The following is an 18638-nucleotide window of genomic DNA, read 5'->3' on the forward strand; positions in this document are numbered from 1 at the left end:
GCTCTGGAACTGGCCGGGCTCCCTCATGAGAGCACGCGAAGTTGCACAGCCACCCGAATGTGACGCCAGTAGCGGCAACGGGCAGAGAGAGGACTCCGGCAGACGTGCAGCGAGAAAAATCATAACTGAAGCACCTTCATGCGAGGGTGCTTTGGGATGCGAACTGCATGTAAGATCAGCCAATGGAAGACACAATTATCAGCGGTAAATGGAAAGGTCATCACGGACGAGGCTTGGCGCCTCGAGAGCTAGAGTTCGTGCTTTACATTGCTCAGGGGCTTACAGCTAAAGAGATTGGCCGTCTTGTAGGAATCTCACCGGCTACCGTATCCAAACGACTAACAAACGCGATGTTCAAATTGAAGGTAACTCGGCGCACCGCAATGGTCGCCGAGGCAATAAAGCTCCAGATCATCACGCCAGTTTAACCATCCCCAAATCTTTGCTTGATTGGTGCTTGTCGCACCGATCGATGCATCGTCGCGCCCATAATTTCATTATTTCACGAGGTGAATGACATGAAGCACGAAGCGGCAATCGCAAAACTCACCCAGCACGCACAGCAATGTGATGAGAACGCAGCAATCCAAAACGACGAAGGTATGTGGCAGGAAGCCAAATTCAATCAGAAGCTCGCCTCCGAGTATCGGCAGGCAGTTGAAGCGCTCCAGGCTGAGTGACCATCACTGCTGCACCTTGGCGACAGGGTGCATCGGGATGCGGACGCCAACCCAGCAGACGCTGGACACCTGCATGCAGCAACACCAGAGACCGGCGAGCGCCCGCCAAGATGCCAACGGCGCGACATCGAGGGTTACCGCCATGAAGTAGAACAGCGCTTCAACTTGGGTAGCGAAGAAAGCCTGCATATTCGCTCGAGAATCCATGAGCAGGCAGCGGACATCTTGGTCGACGGTGTCACCGCGCACCACCGGGCAACCGGCAGGCCTACCCCTACGTTCAAGTTCACCGCTGATGATTCAACCCCAGGCTGTCGCCAGTAGCGAGCCTGGTGGGCTTCTCACGTAGGGAGGTCTTCGTGTGAAGCAAACGAAAAAGCCCGGGTGATCTCGGGCTTTTTTTCGCCTCGCCTTTATCCGTCAGCACTCTCCCCTGCGCCCAACGGCAACCAGCAGGCGGCACAGAGTGCTGACGAATACACGCAACCCCACCACTGAGGGATTAGCCATGCAAATGCACCCACTGATGCAACAGCGCGTCGATGTTCTGCGAGTCCTGATGATTCGCACCCAGGCAGCGCGCGAGACGTTCGCACGGCACGCCGGCCTGGTGATGCCGGAGAAGAAGGTGCGCTTCCAGGTGAAGACAGTCGGCAAGGCTTTCCATGTCGTGGATCTGTCCACCGGCAAGACCAAGGCGTTTCGCTGGACCTACAAAGCAGCGCTCGACATGGCGATCCAGTTCGAAGAGAAGGCCAACCGGCCAAAGGTTGGTGAGCAGTGATTGGTGTGCCAATGCCAGATCCGCGCGAGCAGATCACAGACCACCTAAACCGGGCGCTGGAAGAGTACTTCGGCGCCGGCAAGCAGATTCAACACGTCGACCCGGGCGTGTCCGGTGAGCGCGAACTCACCTTCGGCACCGCCTACGGCGACAAGCTCCGCGCCAAACGCGACAAGATCGCGCCCGATCTCAAGCGGCTGGCTGAAAGCGGCACCAACCTCTACCAAGCCTGCAAAGAGCTGGACATCGGCCACAAGCGCGCCCTGCTCATCGCCAAAGAAAACAACTTCAAATTCAAAGACTGATGAAACGAACCACCAACCAGGCGGCCACGCGCCGCCGACAGACCTGGCTGGACTTGCCGGCCAGCGGAATTGAAGAGGTAGGCCATGGCCAAGAGCAACGCGCAATTGCAGAAGGACAAGCGAGCCAAGGAGAAGGCGCTGCTCGACCGGATCGGCGCCGAGAAGCGATCGCTGATTGTTTCGAAAGCGCTCGATGATGCCCTGATTATCCTCGGCGAGCGTCACGACTTCAAGGAATGGCAGGAGACGGTGTCGACGTTCATCATCAATCTGGCCGCAGCGCCGGCAGAAGAATCAGAACGCTTCGCGGCCATGTCGCGACCGGAATTAGTTATTAAGGAAAACTGGTCGAGGCAGCTAACGGAGTTTGCGAAAACCGGCGTTGAGACTTGATCGCTGGTTACGATTTTAAACCGAGCCAAGCGCAGAAAATCCCTACAGCAAGAACAGTTGACCCACTTAGAACATCAACCATGTAGGTTTCCCGCCAACTGGTAGATCTAGCCTGATGTTGCACAACGCGATTATCCAATACATCGACCCCCTTGCCGTTTGATCCGGTGTTGTCGATTGATATCCCGGTTCCAGAGCCTGCGAACCTAACCTCGTTGTTAGAGACTGTTCCGGTGCAGCCAACTACACGGATGCCCGTAAAACCCGGCTGATTGTCTTGAGACATATCACCGCTCCAATCGAATGAATGATTTGGAGAATATAGCCCAACCCTACCTTCGCTGCGCATCCGGTCACGGAGGGCGGCGCATACCCGGAGAAAACCATGACTCAACATGCACAACAATCCGTATCCGCCGCCGACCTGCCAGAACGCGGTCAACCTCTCGCAGGTGGCACCTTCGTCACTCGCTACTGGCTGAACGGCGAAGAGCGAGCCTTGGTGTTGCTCGACAACGAACTGATCGGAACCTGGGGCAAGTACGGCGAGGACGTTACCGGCGCCAAGAGTCTCAGTGACGGCGCCGCGAGTACCCGCGCCATGGCCGAAGCCGGCAGCGATATCGCGGTGAAAGCTCTGGAGTTGGATGCGCAAATCCCGTCCTACCTCGAAGGCGCTCTGCTGATGGCGGCCAAGGCCGAAGGATTGATCACTCTGCGCGAGGATCGCTGGCACTGGCTGAGTTCGCAGTTCTCCGCCAACAGCGCCCACAGCATGGACTTTGAAGGTGGCTGGCTCGGCTACTACGTCAAGGGCGGCGAGCGCGTCGCGCGCCCGGTCCGCAGCCTTCCTATTCAGTAATTCATTCCTTCATTGCTTTTCATGCAGGTGATTCCCGGGAGTGTCAGGACGACGCTCAGACCAGAAGCTTGCCGGGTAGCGCCGGCGGCCTGCGCCCAATTCGCTCACAGGAGCATCCAATGCAAACGAATCAACTGACCACCTACACCCGTGGCGATCTGATGATCAGCAGCCCAGATGAATCGGTGGTGCTCAGGCTGGCTTCTCTGGCGATTGGCGTCACGCCGACCGCTGCCGCAAGCGACATCCCTGCTGTAGGTGAAATCTGGCCCGGCGAAGGTGGTGTGAATGGCGGTTTGTTCCCGGGCGACGGCAAACCCTATTACCTGATCGTGCCGACCGGTGCGGATGCTGAAGGCGTTTTTGAATGGGGTGGCTACGGCAACGAACTCAACGGCGCCAAGAGTGCCTGGGATGGTCGAGCCAACACGGACGACCTGATCGGCGCCGATGACTCCTACCCCGCCGCCCAGTTCTGCGCCGCCTTCGAGCGCGAAGGACACAAAGACTTTCATCTGATGTCCCGTCGCGAGGCTTCCTTTCTGGAGATCACGCTGGGCGACAAGGACGTGTTCAGCAAGCGCTATCACTGGACGAGTTCGCAGTTCTCCGCCTACTACGCCTACAGCATGGACTTTGGAGATGGCTGGCTCGGCAACGACGGCAAGCGCTACGAGCGCGTCGCGCGCCCGGTCCGCAGACGATTTATTTGATCCTTCAATCCTTCATTCATGGGCGCGTTAGCGCCCTCGCTTTTCAAGGAGGCCAGGATGGCCCTTCACATGGATCTGGAGATCCACAAAGTTGCAGAAGAACTGCTCGGCATGTCACTCGACCTGGTACGCAACATCCCCCGCGACCTTAAGCAGGTCGTCGGAGCAAAGATTCGAGACGAGTGTCTGCAGGTTCTGGTGCTGATTGGTCGGGCCAACATGTCGCGAGACAAGCTGCCCCACTTGAACCTCCTACTTGAAAGCATCTGGATGCTGAATTACTTGCTGCGAGCGCTCACCAATAAAGCGCTGATCAGCAAGGGTCAGCACGCCAAAGCAATGAAGTTAACGGCCTCTGTAGGCCGACAGGCGAATGCCTGGAAGAAGTCCGCAACCGCGCCCGCTGCGTGAGGGCCAAGGCTCTCGCGTCTGTGCGCAAAATCTGGTCGAGCCGCTGACCTCTGGGTCACCGCCATGCACACAAAAGAAACCGCCGGTCTAAAGCGTCCGCGTAGGTCTTGTGCAGTTTCCTTGCTGATCGGTTCCGCCTTCGGCAAGGCGATGTAGATAGCTCGATAGGTCGCAGTTCTCCGCCAACAACGCCTACAACATGGACTTTGAAGATGGCTGGCTCAACAACAACGACAAGAACAACGAGCGCGTCGCGCGCCCGGTCCGCAGATTTAAGTGTTGCACCCTTCCAGTTCGAGGATCTCGTCCAAGCGTATTACGACTGTCGCCGGAACAAGCGGAACACCGCAAGCGCCCGGCACTTCGAAAAGGACATGGAGATCAACTTGCTGGAGCTCCACGACGACCTGATCGCCGGCACCTACCGGCCAGGCCGCTCTATTTGTTTCGTGGTCACCCGACCGAAAGCCCGCGAGGTTTGGGCGGCAGCGTTCCGGGACCGCGTCGTACACCACCTGATGTACAACCATGTGGCACCGCGCTTTTACGCCAGCTTCATAGCGGACAGTTGCGCATGCATCCCAGGGCGCGGCACGTTGTACGCCGCAAAGCGCCTTGAATCGAAGATCCGCAGCGCCAGCCAAAACTGGTCGAAGCCGACCTTCTACCTCAAGTGTGACCTGGCCAACTTCTTCGTCGCGATAGATAAGCAGGTGCTGCGCCAGCAGCTGGCCAAGAAGATCACCGAGCCCTGGTGGCTGGCACTGGCCGAAACGATCCTGATGCACGACCCGCGTGAAGACTACGTGTTGCGCAGCCCGCCGCACCTGTTCAATCGAGTGCCGCAGCACAAGCGCCTGACCGCACAGCCAGCGCATCTCGGACTACCGATCGGCAACCTGTCGTCTCAGTTCTTCGCGAACGTGTACCTCGATGCGCTCGACCAGTTCGCCAAGCACAAGCTCGGCGCCAAGCACTACATCCGATACGTCGACGACTTCGTGTTCCTGCATGAATCGCCACAGCAACTGAATCACTGGCGCGAGCAGGTCGAAGCGTTCCTGCCGAGACTCGGCGCCAAGCTCAACCCCAGTAAGACCATCTTGCAGCCGGTAGATCGCGGCGTCGACTTCGTCGGTCACTTCATCAAGCCGTGGCGACGAACCACTCGCAAGCGTTCGATGGCCCAGGCACTGAAGCGAGTCGCCGCAGCGCCCGCCGAGGATTTACGCGAAACCGCCAACAGCTATTTCGGCCTACTTGGCCAAGCCAGTCACAGTCATAAAGACCGGGCGGCGCTGGCCAATGTCGTGTTGATGCGCGGCAACAGCGTAAACGCGGCGCTGACAAAGACCTTCAAGAAGTCGTAATCCACCCTCCACAGCCCGGGCATGCCCCGGCATAGGACGCCCCATGCCCACAGAAAACAAAACGGTCGAACCGCTGAAGGTTGAGCGCTCGACAGTCACGAAGCTGGTGATCACCGGAGCACCGAGCCTCGACCCGATCACCGTGTTTCTCGAAGACCTTGCGCCCAAACGAGGCAAGATCACGGTCAGCTGCTGGGGCAAGAGCTGGACTGCTTACTGGGGCGGCATGTGGGACGGTCACACCATTGCGCAGTTCTTCTGCGAATTAGACACCTGCTACATCATCGGCTACTTCGATCAAGCCCTGAGATCACGGCAATTCAGCGGTGATGCTCTCGCGAACGAAGCTCAGCGCCTGGTGCTGAAAGAACGACGTCGATTCTGCTACACACCGGACGAAGCGCGCGAACTGTTCGACGCGGCGGAGGATCTACGCGAATCGCCATCGATTGAACATTTGCACGCCGTCCACAGCGAGCTGATGACCAAGCTGTTCGGCGACGAGTGGTGGCACATGACGAGCGATGCCACTGAACCCAATCCTGATTACGCGTATCTCGAGCGAATCATCCTCGCGGTGCAACAGGCGCTGCGCCATGAGCAACCGCAGCAGGAGGCAGCATGATCAACTTCTTCTGGCGCCTGATCGCCAAGCTCTTGGCCCGCCCGGCAATCGCCGACTATCTCATCGCCCGCGCCAAGCTCACCCCCTACCAGCACATCATGTCCGCCGACGGTACCGAGATGTACATGGGGCGCTGGTGGCTGTTCAACCCGTACAGCCGGGAGACGCACAAGCCGGCGCTGTGGTGGTGCCCGTGGTCGCTCCGCATTCACCACATCATGCGCGAGGACGCCGATCGGGATTTACACGATCACCCATGGAACGCCCGCACGATCATCCTGCGCGGCTGGTACACGGAGGAACGTCGGATCTTCTGGCTGGCCGGCGGACACATCGACGTCGAGCGGCACCGCTCCACAGGAGACACCGCCCGCCTCAACCACGGCGAATACCACCGCATCGACCAGGTATCCCCCGGCGGCGTCATCACCCTCTTCATCACCAGCAAGTGGCGCGGTGACTGGGGTTTTCTCGTAAACGGCGTGAAGGTGCCTTGGCGCACCTACACGGGTACGGACAATTGAAGGGGTTCAAAGTGAGCGAGCCAACAATTACTTACCTCGGCCCGGCGGGCGAGGCGGATAAAGGAGATCGCAGGATGAGCGATGCAACTGAGTTGTTGCCGTGTCCGTTTTGTGGCTCAAGCGATCACGCTCGAGTTTCCGACGACCAGATCACCTGGATTTCTTGCACAGCCTGCAGTGGCTCTGGTCCATTTTCGTCGCTCGTTCCCGTAGCAGGGGAAACGACATGGAACACACGCGCCACCCATGTACCACCTGCAGGTGAGCTGCCGGAAGTGGTCGCCGTGATCAACGAGGAAGGCGAGCACTTCAAGGAAACAGTTGTAGAGCATCGGCCGGGAATTGACCGGCTTCCCGTGGGAACTGAACTGGTAGACCGCGCCCACGTCATGCGACTACAGGCCGAGCGTGACGCCCTGCAGTTGCGCCTGAACGCAGCGGATCAACTGATCGCCGATCAAAGCGTCGCGCTGAAAAGGATCTACGACCGCGCCGACGCCTTTGCCGAAGATGAATGCAGCATGCGCGCTGCCTCTGTCGAGGTGATCAGGGATATCGCGGCCCGAGCGCTCGGCATGGACAGCAAGCCGCCAGTCTACAAGCCAGGCCTCTACGCCGTGCGCCACATCGACAACTGGGATGGCGAGCGCGATGTAGTGCTGACGTTCGCCATGCTGGACGCCGATGGCAAATGGACTGACAAAGAAACCGGCGACGCCCTACTGACATATCGCGGGGACAAGGTTCTCAGGGCTTGGCCGCTGGATTGCTCCGAAGCACCGGATACGCAGATTATTGGTGTGCCGCGTAACTGGCTCGAAGACTGGGCGATTGAACTTGTCGAGGCGGCGCAGGATGGCGGGCAGATGTCCAACCAAGTCGAACACCTTCTCGAAATTCACGCCAGGCCTTAACTCCCTCCCCCTTCAAAGTCAGCCGCTATAGCGGCAAGGACGAAGTCATGCCTGAAGAAACTGTTTTGCCATGGAATGGCGAGGGACCACCGCCGACCGGAACGGTTTGCGAGGTCGATGGTTCAGCCGGCGAAACTGGATTTGCCACCTGCACCATCAACTACTCATCGAACGACGTGATTGTCTGGCAGTACCTCGGTTCTGACGTCGAGCACTGCGCCTATGTTGGTGCGCGTGAGTTTCGCCCGAACGGCGCAACTGCCGAGCAGCACCGGCAGAACCTGGCGCGAGAACTGTTCGAAACGATGATCCCTGCTGAAAGCCGTTGCCTGTCTTGGGAAGGCATCCACGAGAATGGCCGGCTCGACTTTCTCCGGGCGATCGACGCCGGGTACCGCAAGCAGGTGCAGCCATGATCACGAAGTGCGTACTCGGCTGCACCCTCTTCTTCTGGCTTCCATTGGCCCTGACCATAAAGGCGGTGATCGCATGAGCAAACGAGCGATTCACCTTTACCCGTGGGACGGCGGCACCGAGGCTGATCAGGATCCGCCAGAGCACGTTTATTGCGGCACCGATGGCGTAATGAACGACGAGCAGCTCACCAATGACTGGCGGCGCGTCACCTGCAAGCGCTGCCTAAAGATCCAAGGGAAAGAGCTGGCCGCACGAGCAGAGGATGACCGAAATCAGAAGGTCAAGCTGTTCGACGAGGCCCAAGCAATCACCATCACCCTCGGTCACCGGAATATCTCAACAGCCCTCAAGGCTTTGATCAGGGAGCGCGACCAGCTCAAGGCTGAGCGCGACAATCTGCGAGAAGACCGCGACGGACTACTCGACGCCGGAACAGACCTATTATGATCTTGATTCCAATTGCCGCCCCGCTCTACATGGCCTACCTCATCTACAAGGGGCCGTGGCGATGAAAGAACAAAACACCAAAGAATTTTATTCTGCCGAGCAGGCTTCCCAGCATGCCGTCGACTGGTGCAAGCGCAATCCAGCATGGCGCCGGATCTGTGATATCCCGGATCTCTCCGTGTTCGAAAAAACCTACCATGAGATCCCAAAACGCGAGCGCGCCTACTGGGACAAGAACGGCGGCGAAGAATGCTGGCGAGAATTCGGCACCGGAGGAACCAAGGTGCCAACTGGTTTCATCTCCGGCAATGGTGAGTTTTTCGACCATGTGCTCAAGGTGCCGCTCCATCACAACTTGATGACGGTTTATCGCGTTGGCAGGCGCTGGAAGCCGTGAGCCGCCTGGTCAGCGTCCCAACCGAGGAACTGACCGGCCCGGCGCTGGACTGGGCAATCAACGCGATCGAGGGTGATCAGCAGCCCGGTACAGGTCAGCTGCAACTCTTCGCTCTGCCCGACGCCGAGCAACTGATCATGAAGTACGGCGTCTGGGTCGATGTTGGTCACCGGCACCCTTGGCTGGCCGACATGACGAACGACCCATTCAACCGCCAGCCCGGCGAAACGCGAACCATCGCCGTGTTCCGCGCCGTGGTCTTCGCCAATCGCGGCGCCACGGTCAAAGTCCCCGCCGAACACCTCCAGCAGTAACCCCTTCCCCAACTCAACAGCCTGCCGGTGTACGGCGGGCGAGGAATTCGTATGTCCGCAACAGAACGCTTTCACGAAGTGGCGAACGATGCGCTGTTGAGAATCAGCGAACACCTGTGGCCTGGCGCCAAGCTCGCTCTGGTGGTTTATGAACCCGGCAAGCCAAAGCTCGACATCGTGCTCAAGGATCAAGGCCTCGACCTCGATGAGGTATTAAGCACCCTGCGCCGCTCCGGACTGAGCATCGACGGCGACAACGCCTACAAACGCGATCTGCTCGACGCAGTTGTCGGCGCCCTTGCACTCGGCGCGCAGAACAACAACCCGCCACCGGCCAGTCACTGGGGCCAGCGCTTCTGGGATATCGGCCGGGAGGAGCGCGGACTTCACGAAGAGCTGGTCGCAGCCCTAACTCTCGCCGTTGAGCGCTGGACAGTCTTGGCAAACGAGTTCAAGTACACCACTCCGGAGCATGAGCGAGAACTCGCCGAGATCTCGAAAGCTCGGGCCACCATCGCCAAAACCACCCAATAACCACCTTCTGCCGCCACGCGCGGCATGGAGCATCACAATGAAAAAAGAGCTGATCAAGATCAGTGAATTCCAGCGCCGGCGCTGGGGTGAGAACGGTACACCACCCTGCCCCCAAGCGATCCGCAACTACATCCGCAACGGCCAGGTGCCAGGCGAGCAAATCGGCAAACTCTGGTACGTTGATTGGACAGCGTTCAGCCGGTCAGACGGCAATGATCTGGTCGCGATGGTATTGAAAGGAGCTGCATGATGGTCCCACGGCCGCGCAACAAGGCGAACAAGAGCCTCCCGCAGAACCTGTACTTCGATTCGCGGCGTTCGACCTATCGCTACCGGCGGCCTACCGACGGTAAGTGGTTCCAGTTCGGCACCGACCGAGTCAAAGCGATCGATGCCGCGAAGCAGTTGAATCTGGAGTTCATGCGCGGCGCTGACCTGGTCGGCGCTGTGATGGGCAGCACGTCGGAATCGTTCGCCGGCTTCCTGGACACATACGAGCGTGACGTACTACCGCCGCGCGAACTGGCCAAGGGCACGCTCGGGCTGTACGCCGTGCACTTCCGCCGCTTCCGGAAACAGTTCGAAGGCAAGGCCGTCGACCAGATCACGATCCGCATGATCGCCGAGATGTTGGACGCTCTCACGCCGCGCACTGCCAACCAGTGCCGCGCCCTGCTAATCGACATTTTCAACCATGCAGCTGCCAAAGGCCTGTGCCCGGACAATCCGGCGGCCAGCACCATCAACCGGATCGAGAAGAAGCAACGCAAGCGGCACACCGTCGATGGCCTGAAAGCCATTCGGGAGAAGTCGCCGCTTTGGCTGCAGAACGCGATCGATTTGGCGTTGATCACTGCGCAGCGGCGAACCGACATTCTCAACATGCGATTCGACGGAGTTCGGGAAGGGTTCCTGTATGTGGTGCAACAGAAGACGGCCAAGGCCAGCGATGCAGCGTGGATCCGGTTCAAAGTGACCGAAGAACTCCAAGCGGTAATCAGCCGGTGCCGGGATGACATCGTCTCGCCGTACCTGATTCACCGCCGGCCAGACCGCAAAAAGCAGAAGCAGGCGCAGACGAAGGAACACTGGACGCAGGTCGAAGAGCGATATTTGACGCGAGCCTTCAAAGAGGCCCGGGAAGCGGCGGGTTGTTACAAGGGGTGGAAAGAAGAGGAAATGCCGGGCTTCCACGAAGTGCGAGCGCTATCGCTGCACCTGTATCAGAAAGCCGGAAAAGACGGTCAGAAGATCGCCGGCCACGCCAGCGAGACCATGACGAAGAACTACCAGAAAGACCACGCCGAAATCGTCTGGTCAGAGGCAATCCCTGACCTGAATATCAGCGAAATCACCGGGTAGTTTTGCGCAAGTTTTGCGCAGGTTTTGCGCAGGCACAAAAAAGCCGATCTAGCTTATCGGCTTAAGTGTCTGATTTTACTCAGGAATTATGGTCGGGACGGAGTGATTCGAACACTCGACCCCTAGCACCCCATGCTAGTGCGCTACCGGACTGCGCTACGCCCCGACTGGTTTTACTACTCGCCCTCCTCCTCGAAGAGCGCTCAAGAATATATCGCAAGCGTTTGAAAACTGGAAGTATTCAAACGCAGCTTTTTATTTTTTGAGAACCACCAGTACATCTTCCAACTCGGCAATCATCTGCCGAATCATCTGTTTGTATTGGGTAGTGTCGTCTTTGGCTTCGTCACCGGACAGGCGCAAGCGTGCGCCGCCGATGGTGAAACCCTGATCGTAAAGGAGCGCGCGTATCTGCCGGATCATCAGCACGTCCTGGCGCTGATAATACCGGCGGTTTCCGCGGCGTTTGACGGGGTTAAGCTGAGGAAACTCCTGCTCCCAGTAGCGCAGCACGTGTGGCTTTACGGCACACAGCTCGCTGACTTCACCAATGGTGAAGTAGCGCTTGCCCGGGATGACGGGTAGTTCGTCGTTATGACTTGGTTCCAGCATAAGCCTCAACTCGGGCCTTCAACTTCTGCCCTGGACGAAAGGTGACCACACGGCGAGCCGTGATCGGGATTTCTTCCCCCGTTTTCGGGTTGCGGCCAGGCCGCTGGCGTTTGTCCCGAAGATCGAAATTGCCGAAACCGGACAATTTGACCTGCTCGTTGTCTTCAAGAGCGTGCCTGATTTCCTCGAAAAACAGTTCTACCAATTCCTTGGCTTCCCGCTTGTTCAGGCCCAGCTCTTCATACAGACGTTCCGCCATCTCAGCTTTCGTCAAAGCCCCCATACGTCACTTCCTTAACGTGGCGTTCAACCTTTGTTCGAGCGAGGTGAGGATATTTTGCGTCGTCGAATTCACCTCATCGTCATTAAGAGTGCGCGATGGATGCTGCCAGGTCAAGCCAACTGCAAGGCTTTTTCTATCAGGATCAATGCCTTTACCCTGATAAACGTCAAACAGCCTTAGATCTGTGAGCCATTCGCCTGCATTTTCACGGATTACGTCCAGCACAGCCGAGGCCGCGACGTCTTTATGCGCAATCAGTGCAAGGTCACGACGCACTTCAGGAAAGCGCGACAACTCGTGGAATTTCGGCATTTTACCGAGCGCCACTTCAGCCAGAACCAGCTCGAAAACGAAGACTGGACGGTCAAGGCCCAAAGCTTTCGACAGCTCCGGGTGGATCGCGCCGATAAAGCCGACTTCACGCCCTTCGCGTTCGATGCGCGCGGTCTGACCCGGGTGCAGCGCCGGGTGCTTGCCCGGTGCAAAAGTGAACGAATCCAGTGCACCGGCAAAGCCCAGCACCGCTTCCACGTCAGCTTTGATGTCGAAGAAATCGACCGTGTCGCGACCTTGGGCCCAGCCTTCCGGCAGACGGCTGCCGCAGACCACACCGGACAGCATCGGCTCTTGCTTCAGACCTTCGAGCTGACCGACGAAGCGCAGACCGCTTTCGAACAGACGCACGCGATCCTGCTGACGATTCAGGTTGTGCTGCAATGCCTTGACCAGACCCGGCCACAGCGACGAGCGCATGGCAGCCATGTCATTGGAGATTGGATTGGCCAGCAACAGCGGCTCGACGCCCGGGTTGAACAGTTCGAACTGCTTTGGATCGATGAAGCTGTAAGTGATCGCTTCCTGATAACCACGTGCCACCAGCAGGCGACGCAGCTCCGGCAGGTCGCTACGCGCCTCGGCCTTGGCTTGTGGAGCAAGGCGCGCCTGTGGGTAACGAACCGGCAGACGGTTGTAGCCATACAGACGAGCCAGTTCTTCAATCAGATCGACTTCCAGACTGATGTCGAAGCGGTGGCTCGGCACTTCCACGCGCCACTGCCCTGCACCCTCGGCGGAAATGTTCAGGCCCAAGGCGCTGAGCAGACGCTCGACCTGTGCCGAATCCATTTCCATACCGAGCATCTGTGTGATGCGCTGGGCACGCAGGGTGATCGGCGCGATAGACGGCAGATGCTGCTCGCTGACAGTCTCGATGATCGGGCCGGCTTCGCCGCCAGTGATTTCCAGCAGCAGGCCAGTGGCGCGCTCCATGGCTTCACGGGCCAGCTGCCAGTCCACGCCACGCTCGTAGCGATGCGAAGCGTCGGTGTGCAGGCCGTAGGAACGAGCCTTGCCCGCGACAGCGATCTGGTCGAAGAAAGCACTTTCCAGAAATACGTCGCGAGTGGTTGCGGATACACCGCTGTGCTCGCCACCCATCACGCCGGCGATCGCCAAGGCGCGGGTGTGGTCAGCGATGACCAGCGTATCGCTACGCAGACTGACTTCCTGACCGTCGAGCAGAACCAGCTTCTCGCCCTCTTCCGCCATGCGCACACGGATGCCGCCATTGATTTCGGCGAGATCGAAGGCGTGCAGCGGTTGACCCAGCTCAAGCATCACGTAGTTGGTGATGTCGACAGCGGCGTCGATACTGCGCACTTCGGCGCGGCGCAGACGCTCGACCATCCACAGCGGTGTTGGTTTGGACAGGTCGACGTTACGGATAACACGGCCCAGGTAGCGCGGGCACGCAGCCGGCGCCAGTACTTCTACCGAACGTACTTCGTCGTGCACGGCAGGAATAGTCATCACGACCGGACGGGTAACCGGAACAGCGTACAGCGCGCCGACTTCACGAGCCAGACCGGCCAGGGACAGGCAGTCGCCACGGTTCGGAGTCAGATCGACTTCGATGGTGGCGTCTTCCAGGTCCAGGTACACACGGAAGTCTTCGCCCACCGGCGCATCGGCCGGCAGCTCCATCAGACCGTCGTTACCTTCACCGACTTGCAGCTCGGCTTGCGAGCAGAGCATGCCGTTGGACTCGACGCCACGCAGCTTGGCCTTCTTGATCTTGAAGTCGCCCGGCAGCTCGGCACCGATCATGGCAAACGGAATCTTCAGGCCCGGACGCACGTTTGGCGCACCGCACACGACCTGGAAGGTTTCCGCGCCGTTGCTCACCTGGCAAACGCGCAATTTATCGGCATCAGGGTGTTGCTCGGTGCTCAGCACCTCGCCCACCACTACACCACTGAAAACACCGGCGGCCGGAGTAACGCTATCGACCTCAAGACCGGCCATCGACAGACGGGCAACCAGCTCGTCGCGATCTACCTGCGGGCTAACCCAGCCACGCAGCCATTGTTCACTGAATTTCATCCTGCTCTCCTAAGAATTCGTTACGACTAGCGAAATTGCGCGAGGAACCGCAAGTCGTTGTCGAAGAACAGACGCAAGTCGTTCACGCCGTAACGGAGCATCGCCAGACGCTCGACGCCCATGCCAAAGGCAAAGCCGGAGAACTCTTCCGGGTCGATGCCGGACATGCGCAGCACGTTCGGGTGAACCATGCCGCAGCCCATCACTTCCAGCCAGCCGGTCTGCTTGCAGACGCGGCAGCCTTTACCGCTGCACATCACGCATTCCATGTCGACTTCAGCGGATGGCTCGGTGAACGGGAAGTACGAAGGACGGAAACGCACGGCCAGTTCTTTCTCGAAGAACACCCGCAGGAATTCTTCGATGGTGCCTTTGAGGTCGGCAAAATTGATGTCGCGATCAACCAGCAGGCCTTCGACCTGGTGGAACATCGGCGAGTGGGTGATATCGGAGTCGCTGCGATATACACGGCCTGGGCAGACGATGCGGATCGGCGGCTGTTTCGATTCCATGGTGCGGACCTGTACCGGCGAGGTATGGGTGCGCAGCAACATGTTGGCGTTGAAATAGAAGGTGTCATGCATCGACCGGGCCGGGTGGTGGCCTGGGATGTTGAGCGCTTCAAAGTTGTGGTAGTCGTCTTCGACCTCAGGGCCTTCGGCGATACCGTAGCCAATGCGGGTGAAGAATTGCTCGACACGTTCCAGAGTCCGGGTCACCGGATGCAGACCACCGGAGGTCTGACCACGGCCCGGCAACGTCACGTCAATGGACTCGGCGGACAGTTTGGCAGCCAGTTCGGCTTCTTCAAACAGGGCCATGCGCGCATTGAGAACGCCTGTTACACGTTCCTTGGCAACGTTGATCAGGGCGCCGACTTGCGGACGCTCTTCTGCCGGCAAATTCCCCAGGGTCTTCATCACCTGAGTCAATTCACCCTTTTTGCCAAGGTATTGAACCCGGATTTGCTCCAGGGCATTGATGTCTTCAGCGCTTTGCACAGCCTCTAGTGCTTGAGAGACCAGCGCATCCAGGTTTTCCATGTACAGACTCCAGATACAAAATAGGGGAAGAGCTTGAAGGCTCTTCCCCTATTTATGACGTTTAACACCTGACCCCACAGAGGTGAGGCCGGGTGACTGTCGGGGGTACTTAAGCCAAGGTGGCTTTAGCTTTCTCGACAATCGCAGCAAACGCCGCTTTTTCGTTCACTGCCAGATCAGCCAGAACCTTACGGTCGATCTCGATGGACGCTTTTTTCAGGCCAGCAATGAAACGGCTGTAGGACAGACCGTTAACACGAGCACCAGCGTTGATACGAGCGATCCACAGAGCGCGGAACTGACGTTTTTTCTGACGACGGTCACGGTAGGCGTATTGGCCTGCCTTGATTACCGCTTGCTTGGCAACACGGAATACGCGGGAGCGTGCGCCGTAGTAGCCTTTAGCAAGTTTCAGAATTTTTTTGTGACGCTTACGGGCAATGACGCCACGCTTTACACGAGCCATGAGTTACTTCCTCTATTCTTGACTAAAATTAACGAAGGCGCAGCATGCGCTCGACTTTTGCCACGTCAGACGGATGCAGCAAGCTGCTACCGCGCAGTTGACGCTTACGCTTGGTCGACATTTTAGTCAGGATGTGGCTCTTGAAAGCGTGCTTGTGCTTGATACCGTTAGCAGTTTTCAGAAACCGCTTAGCAGCACCACTTTTGGTTTTCATTTTTGGCATGTTCGGATACTCCGCATTCAGTTGATAAACATAATCAGAAGGCCTGCCGTGCCCTGTTGATTACTTCTTCTTTTTCGGGGCGATGACCATGATCAGCTGGCGTCCTTCCATCTTAGGATGCTGTTCGACCGAACCGTACTCGAGCAGGTCAGCTTCAACCCGCTTGAGGAGTTCCATCCCCAGCTCCTGGTGGGCCATCTCACGGCCGCGGAATCGCAAGGATACCTTGGCCCTGTCCCCATCACTCAGGAAACGTACCAGGTTGCGCAGTTTTACCTGGTAATCCCCTTCCTCCGTCCCTGGACGAAACTTGATTTCTTTAACCTGAATCTGCTTCTGGTTTTTCTTCGCTGCAGCAATCTGCTTCTTCTTTTCGAAGATCGACTTGCCGTAGTCCATCACACGGCAAACCGGTGGGACTGCGTCAGCAGAGATTTCTACCAGATCAAGCTTTGCTTCTTCAGCAATACGAAGCGCTTCATCAATCGAGACGATGCCAATCTGCTCGCCATCAGCGCCAATTAACCGAACCTCGCGTGCCGAGATATTCTCGTTGATCGGGGCTTTCGGTGCAGCTCGTTTATCTTGTCTCATTTCACGCTTAATAATAATTACTCCGAATCTGGGCGACCACGCCGGGAAACCGCTTGCGCGAGAAACTCAGCGAACTGGGCGACGGGCATCGAGCCCAGGTCAGCACCTTCACGAGTACGCACAGCGACAGTCTGCATCTCGACTTCCTTATCTCCGATAACCAAAAGATAGGGAACCTTGAGCAAAGTATGCTCGCGGATTTTAAAGCCGATCTTTTCATTTCTCAAGTCGGACTTGGCACGAAATCCGCTTTCGTTGAGAGTTTTTTCAACTTCTGCAACAAAATCTGCCTGTTTATCAGTGATATTCATGATCACTGCCTGGGTTGGCGCCAGCCAGGCAGGGAAAGCACCTTCGTAGTGCTCGATCAGAATCCCGACGAAACGCTCAAAGGAACCGAGGATCGCACGGTGCAACATCACCGGGTGTTTGCGGCTGTTGTCTTCGGAGACGTATTCAGCGCCCAAACGGACAGGCAGGTTAAAATCGAGCTGCAAGGTACCACATTGCCACACGCGACCGAGGCAATCTTTCAGCGAGAATTCGATTTTCGGACCGTAGAAAGCGCCCTCACCCGGCTGCAGATCGTACGGCAGGCCCGCAGAATCAAGGGCTGCAGCCAGTGCTGCTTCAGCGCGATCCCACAGCTCGTCGGAACCGACGCGTTTTTCCGGACGAGTGGACAGTTTCATCTCGACATCGGTGAAGCCGAAGTCACGATAAACGTCCATGGTCAGCTTGATGAACGCAGCGGATTCAGCCTGCATCTGCTCTTCTGTACAGAAGATGTGGGCGTCGTCCTGAGTGAACGCACGCACACGCATGATGCCGTGCAGCGCACCCGACGGCTCGTTACGGTGGCAGGCACCGAACTCCGCCAGACGCATCGGCAGTTCGCGGTAGCTCTTCAAGCCCTGGTTGAATACCTGCACGTGGCATGGGCAGTTCATTGGCTTGATGGCGTAATCGCGGTTTTCCGACTGCGTGGTGAACATGTTGTCGGCGTAATTGGCCCAGTGCCCGGATTTCTCCCACAGGCTGCGGTCAACCACTTGCGGTGTCTTGATCTCGAGGTAGCCGTTGTCGCGCTGAATCTTGCGCATGTACTGCTCAAGCACCTGGTACAGAGTCCAGCCGTTCGGGTGCCAGAACACCATGCCCGGGGATTCTTCCTGGGTGTGGAACAGGCCCAGACGCTTGCCGATCTTGCGGTGATCGCGCTTTTCAGCTTCTTCGATGCGCTGGATGTAAGCCGCCAGTTGCTTCTTGTCTGCCCAAGCGGTGCCATACACGCGCTGCAATTGCTCGTTCTTGGCGTCGCCGCGCCAGTAGGCGCCCGACAACTTGGTCAGCTTGAAGGATTTCAGAAAGCGGGTGTTCGGCACATGCGGACCGCGGCACATGTCGACGTATTCTTCGTGATAGTACAGGCCCATCGCCTGCTCGTTCGGCATGTCTTCGACCAGACGCAGCTTGTAGTCTTCGCCGCGGGCCTTGAACACTTCGATCACTTCGGCACGCGGAGTGACTTTCTTGATGACGTCGTAATCTTTTTCAATCAGCTGTTGCATGCGCTGTTCGATGGCAGCCATGTCGTCCGGCGTGAAAGGACGTTCGAAGGCGATGTCGTAATAGAAGCCTTCATCGATGACCGGCCCGATCACCATTTTTGCGGTCGGGTACAACTGCTTGACCGCATGGCCAACCAGGTGGGCGCAAGAGTGGCGAATGATCTCCAGCCCCTCTTCATCCTTTGGCGTGATGATTTGCAGGGTCGCGTCGCTGCTGATGATGTCGCTGGCGTCGACCAGTTGGCCATTGACCTTGCCGGCCAGAGTGGCTTTGGCCAGACCGGCACCAATGGATGCGGCGACCTCGGCTACGGAAACCGGGTGATCGAATGAACGTTGACTGCCGTCGGGAAGAGTAATAGTTGGCATGGCGCCTCCTCTCCTAGTGGTGACCCCTACCAAAGGTCACGTG

27 protein-coding genes, 1 tRNA gene and 1 pseudogene are annotated in these 18638 nt (G+C 58.0%); 19 read left to right on the plus strand and 10 right to left on the minus strand.

Features of this window, described 5'->3' with window-relative positions:
- Positions 1 to 182 precede the first annotated feature (182 nt).
- Positions 183 to 425 (plus strand): annotated as a pseudogene (locus F2P67_RS09570) (response regulator transcription factor); the annotation flags it as partial.
- Positions 426 to 518: 93 nt separating this feature from the next.
- Entirely contained in the window at positions 519 to 680 is a 162-nt protein-coding gene (locus F2P67_RS09575) for a hypothetical protein (RefSeq protein ID WP_166219759.1), read from the plus strand.
- Positions 681 to 683: 3 nt separating this feature from the next.
- Here F2P67_RS09575 and F2P67_RS09580 read toward each other — a convergent pair whose 3' ends face one another.
- Positions 684 to 869 (minus strand): hypothetical protein, encoded by a 186-nt coding sequence (locus tag F2P67_RS09580; RefSeq protein ID WP_166219760.1) that lies wholly within the window; start codon positions 867 to 869, stop codon positions 684 to 686.
- A gap of 319 nt (positions 870 to 1188) precedes the next feature.
- Here F2P67_RS09580 and F2P67_RS09585 point away from each other — a divergent pair, with 319 nt between their 5' ends.
- The 17 genes from F2P67_RS09585 to F2P67_RS09665 all read left to right on the plus strand — a co-directional run bounded on the left by F2P67_RS09585 (position 1189) and on the right by F2P67_RS09665 (position 11052).
- Positions 1189 to 1464: a hypothetical protein gene (locus F2P67_RS09585; RefSeq protein ID WP_246226484.1), complete on the plus strand. Its 276-nt coding sequence runs from the start codon at positions 1189 to 1191 to the stop codon at positions 1462 to 1464.
- A gap of 11 nt (positions 1465 to 1475) precedes the next feature.
- Positions 1476 to 1769: a hypothetical protein gene (locus F2P67_RS09590; RefSeq protein ID WP_218583245.1), complete on the plus strand. Its 294-nt coding sequence runs from the start codon at positions 1476 to 1478 to the stop codon at positions 1767 to 1769.
- Positions 1770 to 1853: 84 nt separating this feature from the next.
- Positions 1854 to 2162, plus strand: coding sequence for a hypothetical protein (locus tag F2P67_RS09595; protein WP_166219762.1), 309 nt, complete (start codon positions 1854 to 1856; stop codon positions 2160 to 2162).
- Between the two features lie 385 nt (positions 2163 to 2547).
- Complete coding sequence (locus F2P67_RS09600; RefSeq protein WP_166219763.1) at positions 2548 to 3024, plus strand: hypothetical protein; 477 nt, start codon at positions 2548 to 2550, stop codon at positions 3022 to 3024.
- A 119-nt stretch (positions 3025 to 3143) separates the two neighbouring features.
- Positions 3144 to 3737, plus strand: a complete 594-nt coding sequence (locus F2P67_RS09605) for an Lcl C-terminal domain-containing protein (protein ID WP_166219764.1) — start codon at positions 3144 to 3146, stop codon at positions 3735 to 3737.
- Between the two features lie 57 nt (positions 3738 to 3794).
- The gene (locus F2P67_RS09610; RefSeq protein ID WP_108183214.1) at positions 3795 to 4148 is read left to right on the plus strand and encodes a four helix bundle protein; all 354 of its coding nucleotides are present in this window, start codon (positions 3795 to 3797) and stop codon (positions 4146 to 4148) included.
- Between the two features lie 212 nt (positions 4149 to 4360).
- Complete coding sequence (locus F2P67_RS09615) at positions 4361 to 5518, plus strand: RNA-directed DNA polymerase (protein ID WP_166219765.1); 1158 nt, start codon at positions 4361 to 4363, stop codon at positions 5516 to 5518.
- Between the two features lie 43 nt (positions 5519 to 5561).
- Positions 5562 to 6143 carry a phiTE_072 family protein gene (locus tag F2P67_RS09620; RefSeq protein ID WP_166219766.1) on the plus strand — a complete coding sequence of 194 codons (582 nt, stop codon included), beginning with the start codon at positions 5562 to 5564 and terminating at the stop codon, positions 6141 to 6143.
- Positions 6140 to 6667 (plus strand): hypothetical protein, encoded by a 528-nt coding sequence (locus F2P67_RS09625; RefSeq protein WP_166219767.1) that lies wholly within the window; start codon positions 6140 to 6142, stop codon positions 6665 to 6667. The genes F2P67_RS09620 and F2P67_RS09625 overlap by 4 nt, the downstream gene beginning before the upstream one ends.
- Positions 6668 to 6741: 74 nt before the next feature.
- Positions 6742 to 7581 carry a Lar family restriction alleviation protein gene (locus tag F2P67_RS27770; RefSeq protein WP_246226485.1) on the plus strand — a complete coding sequence of 280 codons (840 nt, stop codon included), beginning with the start codon at positions 6742 to 6744 and terminating at the stop codon, positions 7579 to 7581.
- Between the two features lie 47 nt (positions 7582 to 7628).
- Entirely contained in the window at positions 7629 to 7997 is a 369-nt protein-coding gene (locus F2P67_RS09635) for a hypothetical protein (protein WP_166219768.1), read from the plus strand.
- A gap of 73 nt (positions 7998 to 8070) precedes the next feature.
- Positions 8071 to 8445 (plus strand): hypothetical protein, encoded by a 375-nt coding sequence (locus F2P67_RS09640; protein WP_166219769.1) that lies wholly within the window; start codon positions 8071 to 8073, stop codon positions 8443 to 8445.
- Positions 8446 to 8506: 61 nt separating this feature from the next.
- Positions 8507 to 8842: a hypothetical protein gene (locus tag F2P67_RS09645; RefSeq protein ID WP_166219770.1), complete on the plus strand. Its 336-nt coding sequence runs from the start codon at positions 8507 to 8509 to the stop codon at positions 8840 to 8842.
- On the plus strand, positions 8839 to 9156 hold the full coding sequence (locus F2P67_RS09650) for a hypothetical protein (RefSeq protein ID WP_166219771.1): 318 nt from the start codon (positions 8839 to 8841) through the stop codon (positions 9154 to 9156). Before F2P67_RS09645 ends, F2P67_RS09650 begins: the two co-directional genes overlap by 4 nt.
- Before the next feature lie 51 nt (positions 9157 to 9207).
- Positions 9208 to 9690: a hypothetical protein gene (locus tag F2P67_RS09655; protein WP_166219773.1), complete on the plus strand. Its 483-nt coding sequence runs from the start codon at positions 9208 to 9210 to the stop codon at positions 9688 to 9690.
- A 37-nt stretch (positions 9691 to 9727) separates the two neighbouring features.
- Positions 9728 to 9940 carry a hypothetical protein gene (locus F2P67_RS09660; RefSeq protein WP_083368497.1) on the plus strand — a complete coding sequence of 71 codons (213 nt, stop codon included), beginning with the start codon at positions 9728 to 9730 and terminating at the stop codon, positions 9938 to 9940.
- The gene (locus tag F2P67_RS09665) at positions 9940 to 11052 is read left to right on the plus strand and encodes a tyrosine-type recombinase/integrase (RefSeq protein ID WP_166220004.1); all 1113 of its coding nucleotides are present in this window, start codon (positions 9940 to 9942) and stop codon (positions 11050 to 11052) included. Before F2P67_RS09660 ends, F2P67_RS09665 begins: the two co-directional genes overlap by 1 nt.
- Before the next feature lie 89 nt (positions 11053 to 11141).
- Here the strand turns inward: F2P67_RS09665 and F2P67_RS09670 are convergent.
- From F2P67_RS09670 to thrS, 9 genes are all read right to left on the minus strand, one after another.
- Positions 11142 to 11218: transfer RNA gene (locus F2P67_RS09670), tRNA-Pro, on the minus strand.
- Positions 11219 to 11307: 89 nt separating this feature from the next.
- Positions 11308 to 11664 (minus strand): MerR family transcriptional regulator, encoded by a 357-nt coding sequence (locus tag F2P67_RS09675; protein ID WP_003179985.1) that lies wholly within the window; start codon positions 11662 to 11664, stop codon positions 11308 to 11310.
- Positions 11645 to 11947 (minus strand): integration host factor subunit alpha, encoded by a 303-nt coding sequence (gene ihfA, locus F2P67_RS09680; RefSeq protein ID WP_002553164.1) that lies wholly within the window; start codon positions 11945 to 11947, stop codon positions 11645 to 11647. Before ihfA ends, F2P67_RS09675 begins: the two co-directional genes overlap by 20 nt.
- A 3-nt stretch (positions 11948 to 11950) precedes the next feature.
- Positions 11951 to 14329 carry a phenylalanine--tRNA ligase subunit beta gene (pheT, locus tag F2P67_RS09685; protein WP_166219775.1) on the minus strand — a complete coding sequence of 793 codons (2379 nt, stop codon included), beginning with the start codon at positions 14327 to 14329 and terminating at the stop codon, positions 11951 to 11953.
- Between the two features lie 26 nt (positions 14330 to 14355).
- Positions 14356 to 15372, minus strand: a complete 1017-nt coding sequence (gene pheS / locus F2P67_RS09690) for a phenylalanine--tRNA ligase subunit alpha (RefSeq protein WP_003226365.1) — start codon at positions 15370 to 15372, stop codon at positions 14356 to 14358.
- A gap of 109 nt (positions 15373 to 15481) precedes the next feature.
- Positions 15482 to 15838 (minus strand): 50S ribosomal protein L20, encoded by a 357-nt coding sequence (gene rplT / locus F2P67_RS09695; RefSeq protein WP_002553161.1) that lies wholly within the window; start codon positions 15836 to 15838, stop codon positions 15482 to 15484.
- A 28-nt stretch (positions 15839 to 15866) separates the two neighbouring features.
- On the minus strand, positions 15867 to 16061 hold the full coding sequence (gene rpmI / locus F2P67_RS09700; protein ID WP_002553160.1) for a 50S ribosomal protein L35: 195 nt from the start codon (positions 16059 to 16061) through the stop codon (positions 15867 to 15869).
- A 60-nt stretch (positions 16062 to 16121) separates the two neighbouring features.
- Positions 16122 to 16673: a translation initiation factor IF-3 gene (infC, locus tag F2P67_RS09705; RefSeq protein ID WP_170929410.1), complete on the minus strand. Its 552-nt coding sequence runs from the start codon at positions 16671 to 16673 to the stop codon at positions 16122 to 16124.
- Positions 16673 to 18595 carry a threonine--tRNA ligase gene (gene thrS, locus F2P67_RS09710; RefSeq protein ID WP_007913488.1) on the minus strand — a complete coding sequence of 641 codons (1923 nt, stop codon included), beginning with the start codon at positions 18593 to 18595 and terminating at the stop codon, positions 16673 to 16675. The genes infC and thrS overlap by 1 nt, the downstream gene beginning before the upstream one ends.
- Positions 18596 to 18638: the final 43 nt, after the last annotated feature.

Source organism: Pseudomonas atagonensis, from assembly GCF_011369485.1.
GTDB classification, from domain to species: Bacteria; Pseudomonadota; Gammaproteobacteria; order Pseudomonadales; family Pseudomonadaceae; genus Aquipseudomonas; species Aquipseudomonas atagonensis.